The sequence below is a fragment of the Roseitalea sp. MMSF_3546 genome (genome assembly GCF_030732865.1).
In the GTDB taxonomy this organism is placed as follows: domain Bacteria; phylum Pseudomonadota; class Alphaproteobacteria; order Rhizobiales; family Rhizobiaceae; genus Roseitalea.
Genome location: NZ_JASHKB010000024.1, coordinates 44,645 through 57,818 on the forward strand (window position 1 = coordinate 44,645; position 13,174 = coordinate 57,818).

General features: G+C 67.4%; 12 protein-coding genes, 1 tRNA gene and 1 pseudogene. 10 read left to right on the forward strand and 4 right to left on the reverse strand.

Annotated elements, in window-relative coordinates:
* Positions 1-16: 16 nt before the first annotated feature.
* From RBB34_RS16205 to RBB34_RS16215, 3 genes are all read right to left on the reverse strand, one after another.
* Positions 17-1,219, reverse strand: coding sequence for a mandelate racemase/muconate lactonizing enzyme family protein (locus RBB34_RS16205; RefSeq protein ID WP_306120283.1), 1,203 nt, complete (start codon positions 1,217-1,219; stop codon positions 17-19).
* Between the two features lie 8 nt (positions 1,220-1,227).
* Positions 1,228-1,947, reverse strand: coding sequence for a FadR/GntR family transcriptional regulator (locus tag RBB34_RS16210; RefSeq protein ID WP_306120284.1), 720 nt, complete (start codon positions 1,945-1,947; stop codon positions 1,228-1,230).
* Positions 1,948-2,326: 379 nt separating this feature from the next.
* Positions 2,327-2,416 (reverse strand) — tRNA-Ser (locus RBB34_RS16215).
* Between the two features lie 192 nt (positions 2,417-2,608).
* On the opposite strand from RBB34_RS16215, the gene RBB34_RS16220 reads away from it, so the two are divergent.
* From RBB34_RS16220 to RBB34_RS16260, 9 genes and pseudogenes are all read left to right on the forward strand, one after another.
* On the forward strand, positions 2,609-3,022 hold the full coding sequence (locus tag RBB34_RS16220; RefSeq protein ID WP_306120285.1) for a hypothetical protein: 414 nt from the start codon (positions 2,609-2,611) through the stop codon (positions 3,020-3,022).
* A 329-nt stretch (positions 3,023-3,351) separates the two neighbouring features.
* A pseudogene (locus RBB34_RS16225) lies at positions 3,352-3,840 on the forward strand (septal ring lytic transglycosylase RlpA family protein); the annotation flags it as partial.
* A 460-nt stretch (positions 3,841-4,300) separates the two neighbouring features.
* Positions 4,301-5,446, forward strand: coding sequence for a D-alanyl-D-alanine carboxypeptidase family protein (locus RBB34_RS16230; protein ID WP_306120295.1), 1,146 nt, complete (start codon positions 4,301-4,303; stop codon positions 5,444-5,446).
* Between the two features lie 17 nt (positions 5,447-5,463).
* Entirely contained in the window at positions 5,464-6,228 is a 765-nt protein-coding gene (tmk, locus tag RBB34_RS16235; RefSeq protein ID WP_306120296.1) for a dTMP kinase, read from the forward strand.
* On the forward strand, positions 6,225-7,286 hold the full coding sequence (locus RBB34_RS16240; protein WP_306120286.1) for a DNA polymerase III subunit delta': 1,062 nt from the start codon (positions 6,225-6,227) through the stop codon (positions 7,284-7,286). Before tmk ends, RBB34_RS16240 begins: the two co-directional genes overlap by 4 nt.
* A 25-nt stretch (positions 7,287-7,311) precedes the next feature.
* Positions 7,312-8,916: a methionine--tRNA ligase gene (gene metG / locus RBB34_RS16245; RefSeq protein WP_306120287.1), complete on the forward strand. Its 1,605-nt coding sequence runs from the start codon at positions 7,312-7,314 to the stop codon at positions 8,914-8,916.
* A 5-nt stretch (positions 8,917-8,921) separates the two neighbouring features.
* Entirely contained in the window at positions 8,922-9,713 is a 792-nt protein-coding gene (locus RBB34_RS16250; protein WP_306120297.1) for a TatD family hydrolase, read from the forward strand.
* On the forward strand, positions 9,706-10,512 hold the full coding sequence (locus RBB34_RS16255) for an MBL fold metallo-hydrolase (protein WP_306120288.1): 807 nt from the start codon (positions 9,706-9,708) through the stop codon (positions 10,510-10,512). The genes RBB34_RS16250 and RBB34_RS16255 overlap by 8 nt, the downstream gene beginning before the upstream one ends.
* Complete coding sequence (locus RBB34_RS16260; protein WP_306120289.1) at positions 10,509-11,006, forward strand: YbaK/EbsC family protein; 498 nt, start codon at positions 10,509-10,511, stop codon at positions 11,004-11,006. Before RBB34_RS16255 ends, RBB34_RS16260 begins: the two co-directional genes overlap by 4 nt.
* 102 nt (positions 11,007-11,108) lie before the next feature.
* Here the strand turns inward: RBB34_RS16260 and RBB34_RS16265 are convergent, their stop codons facing one another.
* The gene (locus RBB34_RS16265; protein WP_306120290.1) at positions 11,109-11,999 is read right to left on the reverse strand and encodes a DUF6544 family protein; all 891 of its coding nucleotides are present in this window, start codon (positions 11,997-11,999) and stop codon (positions 11,109-11,111) included.
* A gap of 134 nt (positions 12,000-12,133) precedes the next feature.
* On the opposite strand from RBB34_RS16265, the gene mazG reads away from it, so the two are divergent.
* Positions 12,134-12,985, forward strand: a complete 852-nt coding sequence (mazG, locus tag RBB34_RS16270) for a nucleoside triphosphate pyrophosphohydrolase (protein ID WP_306120291.1) — start codon at positions 12,134-12,136, stop codon at positions 12,983-12,985.
* Positions 12,986-13,174: the final 189 nt, after the last annotated feature.

Below are 13,174 nucleotides of genomic sequence, written 5' to 3' on the forward strand. Positions count from 1 at the left end.
TCACCTTGGATGGTTGTCACAGATCCGCTTGTTGTGTGACCCGACGCGTTGCGGAAAACTGGCGGTCGAGTTCGGGGGATAGCGCCATGCCGAGCCCGGGGCCGGGCGGCACGGTGATCATGCCGTCCTTGACCTCGGGCAGGGCGGTGACCAGGTCGCGGTACCAGGTGCGGTAGAAGGCGCGCACGCTCTCCTGGACCAGCGCGTTCGGCAGGTTCAGCGACAGATGCGTCGAGGCGCCCAGCACCACCGGGCCGGTGCAGTCATGCGGGGCGACCGGCAGATGCCAGGCCTCGGCCATGGCGCCGATCTTGCGCGCCTCGGACAGCCCGCCGCACCAGGACAGATCGAGCATCACCACGCCGGCGACATCGGTCTCAAGCAGGTCGCGGAAGGCCCAGCGGCTGGCCAGCGTCTCCGATGCGCAGATCGGCGCCGGGCTCGCCTGCGCATAGCGCTTCAGGCTGGCAAGGCTGTCCATGCGGATCGGATCCTCGTGCCAGAACGTGCCATAGGGCCCAAGCGCGCGCGCGATCTGCATGGCCGGCAGGAGCTGCCACATGGAATGGAACTCGACCATGATGTCCATCGTGTCGCCGACCGCCGCGCGGATCTTCTCGAACGGTTCGAGCGCGCGCTTGAGATCGTCGGGGGCGATGTACTGGCCGCGCGTCTTTTCGGCGGCCATGTCGAATGGCCAGATCTTCATGGCCGTGATGCCCTCTTCGAGCAGCGAGTGGGCAAGCTCGTCGGCGCGGGTCAGAAAGCCGTTCAGATCGTCATAGGTCTCGCTGGCGCCGATGCCGTAATTGGCCGAGGTCTGGCCCGATGCGTTCTTGATGTATTCGGTCCCCGCGCAGGTGTTGTAGGTGCGGATCTCGCTGCGGCTGAACCCGCCGAGCAGCTGCGCGACGGGCTGGCCGGTCGCCTTGCCGAACAGATCCCAAAGGGCGATGTCGAAGGCCGAATTGCCGCGCGTTTCCGCCCCGGTCGACCGGAAGCCGAGATAGCCGACGAGCTCGCCGGCGAGCCGGTCGATTTCCAGCGGATCGCGCCCGATCACGCGCGGGGCCAGGTATTCGTGCACATAGGCTTCCACCGTGCCGGCGATGAAGAACGTCTCGCCCAGCCCGACCAGCCCTTCGTCGGTGTGCACCTGGACCCACACGATGTTGGGCCGTTCGGCGATCCGGATCGTCTCGATGGCGGTGATCTTCACGGCGCCCCTCACGCAATGCCGGCGGCGACCAGCGCGCGCACGCTGACGTCGAAATGCTCGCCCATCAGTTCGGCGGCGGCGGCCGGATCGCCGACCATGATGGCCTCGCCGAGCGCGATGTGCAGATCGATCATGGCGAGCTGTTCCTGCGCGGTGGTGCGCGAGCGCCAGCCGATCGGCCAGGTCTGCCGCGTCACGCCCTCGAAGGCCCCTACGATCATGGCAAAGACCGGATTTTTGGCCGCCTTGGCGATCTCGATGTGAAAACCCAGGTCATGCTCCATGACCTGTTCGGGCGTCTCGAAGGCGGGGCGCATCGCGCGGGCGAGTTCGACGATCCGTGCGCCTTGTGCCTCGGTGCGGTGCAGCGCGGCGAGCACGGCCGTGCGCGTCTCGATGGTCCGGCGCACATCGTAGATCTGATGGACCGAAATCTGGTCGGTGTGCACGCCATGTTCGATCAGCGCCGACATGGAGCCATGGTCGAGCCGGGCGACCGTGGCGCGTTTGCCCGCGCTCAGGTCGATCAGCCGCATCGCCGCAAGCGAGCGCAGCGCCTCGCGCACCACGGTGCGCGACACCCCCAGATTGTCCGAAAAGAACGCTTCGCTGGGCAGCCGGTCGCCGGGGCCGAGCGCGTTGGCGCGGATATGGGCGGTGATCGCGCCCACGGTGTCGCTGACGCGGCTCCGGCCTTCGCTCGCGCCGCTGCGCTGTATGTCTTGCATGGCTTCCAGACGAATTCACCAAACCTGTACGACAGGTTATGCATGGACTGTTGCCGATTGCAAGCATCTTCTCGGACAGCAGGCGCAACGCGGGATCGGGGCTTCGGCCGGCGCCGGGCGCCGTTTGGTTCTCATTGCGGTGAAGTGTCAGCCGTATGGGACGCACGGGTCGATGGTTCCGGGGCGCCATCGGCGCAGCGGGTCGCGCCACTTGGGTGCGCTGGGTCGACGACACGCGGGGCGGGGCTTTGGCGAGGACACCTTGCGCCTTGCGCCTTGCCACAGTCGCCAAGCGGCATCGGCAAAGATCGTTGCGTGCGAGACCGCTGCAGCAGACGGTCGCTGAACGGCGAATGGCGTTCGCACTTTTGTTCCGGGATGGCGGAGGGGGAGGGATTCGAACCCCCGGAGGCCGCAAAGCCTCAACGGTTTTCAAGACCGCCGCATTCGACCACTCTGCCACCCCTCCGCGGGCCTTCACGAACCGCGCCGGACCCGTCCAGGGGCTTGTGCCACAAGGCGCCCGGTGCCGCAATCGTCCACGGACCGTGATCCGCACCGGCTGCGCGCGCGTAGCGCGGCCAGACATTTTAAACAGGACGGTGCGGGCAGGACAGTGCAGGCAGGCAAGCGAAAACGGGACGGTGCCGCCCGGATGCCCATGGCAGGACCGGCGATCGAGCCCGTAAGGCGGAAACCGATCCTCGTTGCGCTGGCGATGGGCGTTGCTGCAATGGTCGCGCCGGCGACCGCCGCGCCGATGACGGGCGCCGAGATACGCCAGGCCGTGACCGGCAACCGGATCTATCTGGCAACGCCCTTCGGCGGCGAGTTTCCGCTGCACTTCAAGCCCAATGGCGAGGTCACCGGAGACGGCACCGCGCTTGGCCTGGGCCGGTTTGCGGCGCCTCGGGAAACCGGCCGCTGGTTCATCGAGGCCGACCGGCTGTGCCACCAGTTTCCGACCTGGAACGGGGGACGGGTGAGCTGCTTCACGCTCGAACGCACCGGCGAAAGCACGCTGATCTGGCGCCGGACCGATGGCCGGTCGGGCCGGGCACGGATCGACGGCTGACGCCCGGCTGCGCGAACTTCACGAAGTTTAACAGTGTGATAAGCGACCTGATCTAGGCTGACACGAATCGGGTCGGTGTCGGCTTGGCACATCGGTTCGGTTTGTTGTAAGCGATTTTGACAATGACCCGCCGCGTGATTCCACCGATTTTCGCAAGGTCGACCGCTTTCGCCGGCATCTGTGCGGTGTTGTCGGGCTGTGGAACCATTGCCGGAACGACGCCATCGGTCGCCCTGACCGAGGGCTCGCAGACCGTGGTGGCCGCGCGTACCGATCGGCTTTCGCTGTCCAATCTTCCGTTTTTCACGCGCAACGCGCCGACATCGGGCGAAGAGAGCTTTTCGTCGGCATCGCTTGGCGTGGCGGCGAGCCCGCGCGTCGCTTCCGGCCTTGCCATCCCGCGCGGCGGCGGCTTCGAGAGCGTCGGCAAGCCCTATACGGTGAAGGGCCGGACCTACCGGCCGACCGCCAATCCCGAAAAGGTCCAGTATGGCCGCGCCTCCTGGTATGGCGAGGCCTTCCACGGCCGCAAGACGGCCAATGGCGAGATCTACGACATGAACCACCTCACGGCGGCGCACAAGACGATGCCGCTGCCGAGCTATGCGCGGGTGACCAATGTCAGGAACGGCAAGTCGGTCGTCGTGCGTGTCAACGATCGCGGCCCGTTCTCCAACAACCGCGTCATCGACCTGTCCAAGCGCGCCGCCTTTCTGCTCGACTACATCAACCAGGGCACGGCCGAGGTGAAGGTCGAATATCTCGGCCGGGCACCGCTGCACGGCCAGGACGACGAGTTCCTGCTGGCCTCCTATCGCGGCGCGCCGATCGCGCCGGGATCGACCATCGCCGCGCCCCGGGTTCTGATGGCCGCCAATGCCCAGCCGTCGCCGGAACGCTTCGGCGACACCCAGCGCGCCGACACCGGAAAGCTGCCGCGGCCCGTGCCGCGCCCGGATCTGGGCACGGGCCCCCTCGCGCTGGCCGCCTATGCCGACTGGCGCATCGCCGCCGCCTTCGAGCCCGCGGAGGTGTTCTCGGCCTTCGATTCCGATGACGGCTGGAAGCAGGCCTCCCGCTGACCGTCACGATATCGCCACGCCTCGAACGCGGCGTGCGCGACGAAGGACTGGCCGCGCCGACACCGTCATTGCGCCCGCGCGGGATCGTTCGTAAGCTTGCGCCCGACCAGTTCCGGGATTGACGATCATGAGCGATTCACTCGCATTGCGTCCCGCGCCGGCGGCCTTCCGGCCACTGGCGCACGCGTTCGGCCCGATGGCCACCGCCGCGCTGGCGGTGCTCGTGGCCATTTTCGCGGTGTCGCCCGCCGCCCGCGCACAGGGTTTCGAGACCAGCGCCGAGCAGGCCATCCTGCTGGACGCGAACACCAATTCGGTGCTTTTTTCCAAGAATGCGGATGCGCCGGTCCCGCCCGCGTCGCTTGCCAAGCTGATGACAATGGAAGTGGTCTTCAACGCGCTCAGCGAGGGCCGGCTGTCGCTCGACGACACCTTCCTGGTGAGCGAGAACGCCTGGCGCACCGGCGGGGCGGCGTCGGGCGGCTCGACCATGTTCGCCGAGGTCGGTTCGGAGATCCGGCTCGAGGATCTCATCCAGGGCGTCATCGTCCAGTCGGCCAATGACGGTTGCATCATCATCGCCGAAGGCATTGCCGGGTCGGAGGCGGGGTTTGCCCGCATCATGAACGCGCGCGCCGAGGAGATCGGGCTGCGCGATTCGGTGTTTTACAATTCCACGGGCCTGCCGCATACGGACCAGCAGGTGACCATGCGCGACCTGGTCCGGCTTGCCCTTCACATTCAGCGCACCTATCCGGACTATTACGGGTACTACTCCCAGCAGGCGTTCACCTGGAACGGCATCACCCAGCGCAATCGCAATCCGCTGCTCGACATGGACATCGGCGCCGACGGCATGAAGACCGGCTTCACCGAGGAATCCGGCTATGCCATCGTCGGCTCGGTGGCCGATGACGGCCGCCGGCTTGTGGTGGCGATGAGCGGGCTCGCCTCGGAGCGCCAGCGCGCCGAGGAAGCCCGCAAGATCCTCAACTGGGGCACGCGCGGCTTCGAGGCGCTGTCGCTGTTCTCGGCCGGCGATCCGATCGGCGCGGTACGCCTTTACGGCGGCGAACGGGCGAGCGTGCCGGTCTCGGTGCGCGAGGACGTCGTGCTGCTCGTCCCGCTCGCCAGCCAGCAGGCGCTGCGCGCCGAGATCGCCTTTGACGGCCCGGTGCCCGCGCCGGTCGGCCGCGACGAGCGCATCGCCACGCTGCGCATCTATGTCGGCAACCAGCTCTCGCAGGAAACCCCGCTCTATACCGACGAGGCCGTCGAAGTGGGCCCGCTGCACAGGCAGGCGATCGATGCGCTCGGCGAACTGGTCCTGGGATGGATCTGAGACCGGACGGCCTTGCCATGGTCTCGCCGCCCCGGTCCGCCGCCGAGCGGCAGGCCGAGGGCGGCGGTCTGTTCATCACGTTCGAGGGCGGGGAGGGCGTCGGCAAGTCGACACAGATCGGCCGGCTGGCCAGGCGGCTGCGCGAGCAGGGCCTTGCGGTGACGGTCTCGCGCGAGCCCGGCGGCACGCCCGGCGCCGAGGCGATCCGCCACATCCTGCTCGATGAGGCGGCGCTTGAGAGCTTCGGCCCGGCGCTCGAGGCGATCCTGTTCGCCGCCGCTCGCAGCGATCATGTCGAGCAGGTCATCGAGCCGGCACTGGCGCGCGGCGAGATCGTCATCGTCGACCGGTTCATGGATTCCACGCGCGTGTATCAGGGCATGAGCGGCGAACTCGATTCGGGCTTCATGGCCGCGCTCGAGCGCGTTGCCGTCGGCGGCACCGTGCCGGACCTGACGATCGTGCTCGATCTCGACCCGGAAATCGGTCTTGCCCGCGCCGCCGCACGCCGCGCCGGCGACACGCCCGAGGATCGCTTCGAACGCGAAGATGTCGACGTTCATCGCGCGCGGCGCGCCGCGTTCCGCGCCATCGTCGATGCCGAGCCCGAGCGATGCCGCCTGATCAATGCCAATGGCACGCCCGCCACGGTGGCCCGCCGCGTCTGGGCCGAGGTCGAACCGCTCGTCGCCGGTGACGAGGACGAGGACGATCTCGCCGGAGCCGAAGGCGACCGGGCCGCGGCGCCGGGCCGGGCGCTGCGACCGAACGACCGGCAATGAGCGTCACGCCGGAGGACGGGCAGGGGCCCGCCGCCCACGACGCGCTCGAAGGGGTGCCGCCGCCGCGCGCCTCCACGCGCCTTGTCGGCCATGACGGTGCAATCGCCGAACTGATGGCGATCGCGCGCAAGGGGCATCATGCGCTGATCCTCGAGGGCGAGCACGGCATCGGCAAGGCGACCGCCGCCTTTCACCTGGCCGGCGCGCTCCTGTCGGGCGAGCCGCTCGACGGCGACGTTCTGCCCGAACCGCGCCCCGAAACGCCCGCCTGGCGGCAGATCGTCCAGGGCGCCCACCCCAATCTGATGCACCTCACGCGCCCGGCCAACGACCGTGGCGGCGGCTTCCGGACGGTGATCACCGTCGATGAGGTGCGCCGCGTCGGCCGCTTCCTGGCGATGACCGCCAGCGTCGACGCACCGCGCATCGTCATCGTCGATCCGGTCGGCGACATGCAGCGCTCGGCGGCCAATGCGCTCTTGAAGATGCTCGAAGAACCACCTGAAAATACGCGATTTTTGCTCATCGCACATGGCGCGAGCGGCGTCCTGCCGACGATCCGTTCACGCTGCCAGCGCGTGCGCTTCGCCCCGCTGGGCGGTGACGATGTCCTTGCGGTGATCGCGCATGTGGCGCCCGGCACCGTTGCGGCCGGGGAACGCCCGGCGCTGGCCGAACTCTCCGGCGGCAGCCCGCGCAGGGCAATCGTGATGGCCCTTTACGGCGGCAACGAGCTCCATGCCAACCTCAAGCAACTGCTCGATGCGCCCGCTTTCGATACGCCATTGGCGCACCGGCTGGCCGATGTCGCCGGCACGCGCGGCCAGGACATGCACAACGCGCTGCTGCGCGAATTCATCGAACTGCAACTGCAGCAGCGGGCGCGCCAGGCGGCCCGAAGCGGCCAGGACGACAGGGCACGGCGCATCGCCGGCTTCCAGGCCGAACTGGCCGAACGCCATCGCATGGCCGAGGGCTTCGGCCTCGACCGCAGGCAGGAATTCCTGATTTCGGCGGCGCGCACGCACGCCCTTCTTCATGGCCCCGGCGCAAGCTGAGTTTTCCGCCGCCTTTCGGTTTGAAATGCAACGCAAATGGGATAGAGCAGCCGCGATCCTCACACCGCGGACAAAAGGGCCCATGGGCGACACGTTCTACATCACCACGCCGATCTTCTATCCCAATGGCGTGCCGCATATCGGCCATGCCTACACGGCGATCGCCACCGACGTGCTGGCCCGGTTCCAGCGGGTCGACGGCAAGGATGTGTTCTTCCTGACCGGCACGGACGAGCACGGCCAGAAGATGCAGCGCGCCGCCGAGGAGCGCGGCATAACGCCGATGGCGCTGGCCGACGAGAATTCGGCGGTGTTCCGGTCGATGGTCGAGACCCTGGGCTGCTCCAACGACGATTTCATCCGCACGACCGAGCCGCGCCATGCCGCTGCCTGCCAGGAACTGTGGCGCCGCATGCAGGCCAATGGCGACATCTATCTCGATACCTATGGCGGCTGGTACTCGGTGCGCCAGGAAGCCTATTTCGACGAGAGCGAGACCGAGGTCGGCGATGATGGCGTGCGCCGCGAGCCGCTCGGCTCGGAAGTCGAGTGGGTCGAGGAAGAGAGCTACTATTTCCGCCTGTCGGCTTACGGCGACAAGCTTCTGAAGCACTACGAGGACAATCCCGGCTTCATCGCGCCCAATGAGCGGCGCAACGAGGTGATCTCCTTCGTCAGGTCCGGCCTCAAGGATCTGTCGATCTCGCGCACCACCTTCGACTGGGGCATTCCGGTGCCCGGCGACGACGCCCACGTGATGTATGTGTGGGTCGACGCCCTGACCAATTACATCACCGCTGCCGGCTTTCCGGACACCGGCGCCGACACATGGCGCTTTTGGCCGGCGACGCACATCATCGGCAAGGACATCATCCGCTTTCACGCGGTCTACTGGCCCGCCTTCCTGATGTCGGCGGGCGTTGCGCTGCCCGAACGGGTGTTCGCGCACGGCTTCTTGAACAATCGCGGCGAGAAGATGTCGAAGTCGGTCGGCAATGTGATCGACCCGTTCGAACTGGTCGACCGCTACGGGCTCGATCAGGTGCGCTATTTCTTCATGCGCGAGGTGCCGTTCGGCAATGACGGCAGCTACAGCCACGACGCCATCGTTGCGCGCACCAATGCCGATCTCGCCAACGGGCTTGGCAATCTCGCCCAGCGCTCGCTGTCGATGATCGCAAAGAACTGCGACGGCAAGGTGCCCGACCATGGCGAGCTGACCGACGACGATGAAGCGCTGATCGGCGCGGCGCTGCCGGCGCTGGATGCGGCGCGTGCGGCGATGGCCGAGCAGGCGATCCACAGGGCGCTCGAGGCGATCTTCGCCGTGGTCGCCCAGGCCGACCGCTATATCGACGCCCAGGCGCCCTGGGTGCTGCGCAAGACCGATCCCGACCGCATGGCAACGGTCCTCTACACGATGGCCGAGACGGTGCGGCGCATCGCCATCCTGACCCAGCCCTTCATGCCGGATGCCTCGGCGAGATTGCTCGATCTGGTCGCCGTGCCCGAAGACCGGCGCGGCTTCGCCGACATCGCAACGCGGCTTGTGCCCGCAACGCCGCTGCCGGCGCCGCAAGGCGTGTTTCCGCGTTATGTGGAGGCGGAAAGTGGCGGGCAGGGGGCCTGATGCCCATCCTCGTCGACAGCCACTGCCATCTCGATTTCCCCGATTTCGAGCCCGAGCTCGACGCCGTGATCGCGCGCGCGCGGGCGGCCGGCCTCGTGCGCATGGTGACGATCTCGACCCGCGTGCACCAGTTTTCCCGCCGGGTGCTGCCCATCGCCGAGGCCCATGACGACGTGTTCTGTTCGGTCGGCACGCATCCGCACCATGCCCACACCGAGCTGGACGTTTCGGCCGACGATCTCGTCCGGCTGTCGGAGCACCCCTGCGTCGTTGCGATCGGCGAGGCCGGGCTCGACTACCACTATGACAATTCGCCGCGCGCGGCGCAGGCCGAGGGCTTCCGCCGCCATATCGCCGCGGCGCGCGCAACGGGCTTGCCGCTCGTCATCCATGCGCGTGAAGCCGACGATGACATCGCCGCGATCCTGACCGAGGAGACCGAAGGGCAGGGCGCCTTCCCCTTTGTTCTGCACTGCTTTTCCTCCGGCCGGGCGCTCGCCGAGACCGGCGTGAGACTGGGCGGCTATGTCTCCTTTTCGGGCATCGCCGCCTTCAAGCGCTCGGACGACCTGCGCGCCATCGCCGCCGATCTGCCGCGCGATCGCATCCTTGTCGAGACCGACGCGCCCTATCTCGCCCCGCCGCCCCATCGCGGCAAGCGCAACGAGCCGGCCTTCGTCGCCCAGACCGCGCAGGTCCTGGCCGATCATCTGGGCGAGCCGCTCGAGGCCTTCGCCGCGCGCACGACCGAGAACTTCTACCGGCTGTTTTCGAAGGTGAGCCGGCACGATGGCTGAGACGGGCCGATTGCGCGTTACCGTGCTGGGCTGCGGATCCTCGCCGGGCACGCCGCGCGCCAATGGCGACTGGGGCCAGTGCGACCCGGACAACCCGAAGAACCGCCGGACCCGCGCTTCCGTCCTCGTCGAGGCGGACAATGGCGTCGGCACGACGTCGGTGGTCATCGACACGGGGCCGGACTTCCGCGCGCAGATGATCGCCTCCGGCGTCAGCCAGATCGACGCGATCGTCTACACCCATCCCCATGCCGACCACATTCACGGCATCGATGACGTGCGCACCTTCGTTCTGGCGCAGGGCCAGATGATGCCGATTCATGCCGACGCGCAAACGGCCGACCGGCTCAAGCAGGCCTTCGGCTATTGCTTCGAAACGCCGAAGGGCAGCGTCTATCCGCCGATCCTGATGGACAACCGGATCGACGCGCCGACGCCGTTCACGGTGAAGGGGCAGGGCGGTCCCCTCACCTTCACCCCGCTTGTACAGAACCACGGCGCGATCCACTCGCTCGGATTCCGCATTGCCGATTTCGCCTACTGCCCGGATGTTTCGAGCTTTCCCGACGAAACGCTGGCCAGCATGACCGGCCTTGACGTGCTCATCATCGATGCGCTGCAATATCGCGAGCATCCCAGCCATTTGTCGCTCGACCAGAGCCTTGCCATGATCGAACGCATCAAGCCGCGCCGCGCCTATCTGACCCACATGCACATTCCGCTCGACTACGAAACGGTGAAGGCGCAGACGCCCGCCCATGTCGAGCCGTGCTTTGACGGGCTGGTGATCGAGACATGAGCGCGCCCGCAACGCCCAAGCCAGGCTCGTCCATGGCGCGCGTGGTCGACGCGGCCAAGGCGCTCGGTCTCGATATCGAGCTCAGGACCATGGATCGGTCGACGCGCACCGCTGCCGACGCGGCTGCGGCCTGCGGCTGCGATGTCGACCAGATCGTCAAGTCGCTGGTCTTCGAGAACGCGCGCACCGGCGCGCTTACATTGCTGCTCGTGTCGGGTCGGCACAATGCCGATCTCGATTTTCTGGCAAGCACTTACGAGCTAGAATTGAAGCGGTGTGACGGGCGCCGCGTGCGCGAGGAAACCGGCTTTGCCATTGGCGGCGTCGCACCGGTCGGTCATCTCGCGCCAATCCCGATCCACATGGACGAGACGCTGCTGAGCTATGACGTGGTCTGGGCCGCCGCCGGGCGGCCGGACAGCGTGTTTGCGGTCGATCCGGCGCGGCTGCGCGAGGCGACCGGGGCGAACGTCATCCAGGTGCAGCCGCACTGACGGCCTGCCAGCGTCCCGACAGCCCCTATCGGCGATCCATTTCAGTTCCATAATCCATCTTATGCAACAATACGCAGGGTCGGGCGGTCGATGGTGGATGCATCATGGCGCTTTCGCCGGTTGCGCCCTTGCCCACGCCGCGGCTTGCTGATCCGGCGTGATGACCCGGGCCCGTGTGACCTCGACCTTGTAGAACGGGAAATAGGCGTCGGTGCCGAAGTGATTGCCGCCCTCGACGCGGGTGGGCAGTCGGTAGCCGTCGAACGCGCGATACTCCGACAATCGGCCGCCAAATGGCTGGAGCCGGAAGACGCCGTCGGGATTGGCGTTGCTCCAGCGTTCGATGCGCACCGAACGCGGCGCACCGTCGTCATCGACGGTGATGTCGACGGCCTGCTCCTGGTCCCCGAACCGCACCGTCGCGCGCGCCGTTTCATCGTCGACCGCCGCCCAGTGCACGTGATCGCCCGGCAAGAGGCTTGCCGGCGACCAGAAGGCCGCTTCGGCGATGAGCCGACCGAATGCGGAACGGTGGTGATCATGTCCCGAAACATGGACGACGGGCGCCAGCCGAAACAGCCAGAAGCGCGTCCAGGAGGTGGCGGGCGTGATGCCGTCCGAACCCGAAAGGCCGCCCGCTTCCACCTGCCAGACCAGCCCGTGCGGCGGCACCAGCAACTGCCGGGCGCGCATCGGCCGGTATCTTGGATCGGCCTTGTCGCCAAGCCCGATCGTGCCGCGCATCTCCAGTTCCACGGCGCGACCGAGCGGTGCACCATCGTCGATGACATGGCGGAAATACCGCCTTGCGGGTTCGGGCAGGCCGGCGACCATTTGCGGATCGAAGCGCGCCGGCGGATCGGTGCGCGCAAGGCCAAGCAGTTCGTCGCGGGCGGTCTGGTCGCGCCGGCTGTCCGCGAACCGCCAGAAAGCGAGAAGGAAGACCAGCGCGGCCGCCGCCAGGATTGCCAGTACCGCAAAAATGCTCGTCATGGCCATGTCCCTGCCCCTTGTCGTGGAAAGATGCCTGGTGTCGAACGCATGGACGATCGATTCGTTGTGCACAACGGTCTTGGTCGGCTCCGCCGTCATGACATTGTACACCCGCTCGGACACTGTGGACCGCAATGACCCCCTCCCGCGACATCGCCCGCCTTCTCGAGATCATGGCGCGCCTGCGCGACCCCAAGACGGGCTGTCCGTGGGATGTCGAGCAGACCTTTGCGAGCATAGCCCCCTATACGATCGAGGAAGCCTATGAGGTGGCCGACGCGATCGAGCGTGGCGATCTGGTCGATCTGCCGGACGAACTGGGCGATCTGCTGCTTCAGGTCGTCTTTCACGCGCGCATGGCCGAGGAGCAAGGCGCGTTCGATTTCGGCGACGTCGTCGCCGCGATCACCGCCAAGATGATCCGCCGCCATCCGCACGTCTTCGGCGATGACGGCGCGCGCGGCAAGGCGCTCGCCAAGGGCGCCTGGGAGGCGATCAAGGCCGAAGAGAAGGCCGAGCGCGCCGCCCGGCACGCCGCGGCGGCCATGCGCGAGGGCGAACCGGGCGATGGCGACACGCCCCCTTCCCTGCTCGATGACGTGCCGCGCGCCCTGCCCGCGCTGATGCGCGCCCACAAGCTGCAAAAGCGCGCCGCCAATGTCGGCTTCGACTGGGACACCGCGCCGCCGATCCTTGGCAAGATCCGCGAAGAGACCGGCGAACTGGCCCAGGCCATGGCGAGCGGCGATGACGCCCATATCGCCGAGGAATATGGCGACCTGCTGTTTGCCATGGTCAATCTCGGCCGGCATCTGGGGCTCGAGCCCGAAGCGGCGCTGCAGGCCGCCAACGCCAAATTCACCCGCCGCTTCAGGCTGATCGAGCGCACGCTGGCCGCCCGCGGCACGACGCCCGCCGAGGCCTCGCTCGACGAGATGGAGGCCATCTGGCAGGCGGCCAAGAGCACCGCCGACGACGGGGTCTAGAGCGTTCTGTGATGAGATTGAATCAATTCTGTTTCTCGGCTGGCGAGGCGATCCACAAGGAGAAGCGCGCCGTGCGTAGCGGCGCTACGGACAAGCGCTTCGACGCGGTGGGCGTCCGCCAACCGGAAACCCACCCAAACCGGCTTGACCGGTTTGGGCACTTCAAGTTGCCGATCGCGGCAAGCCGCG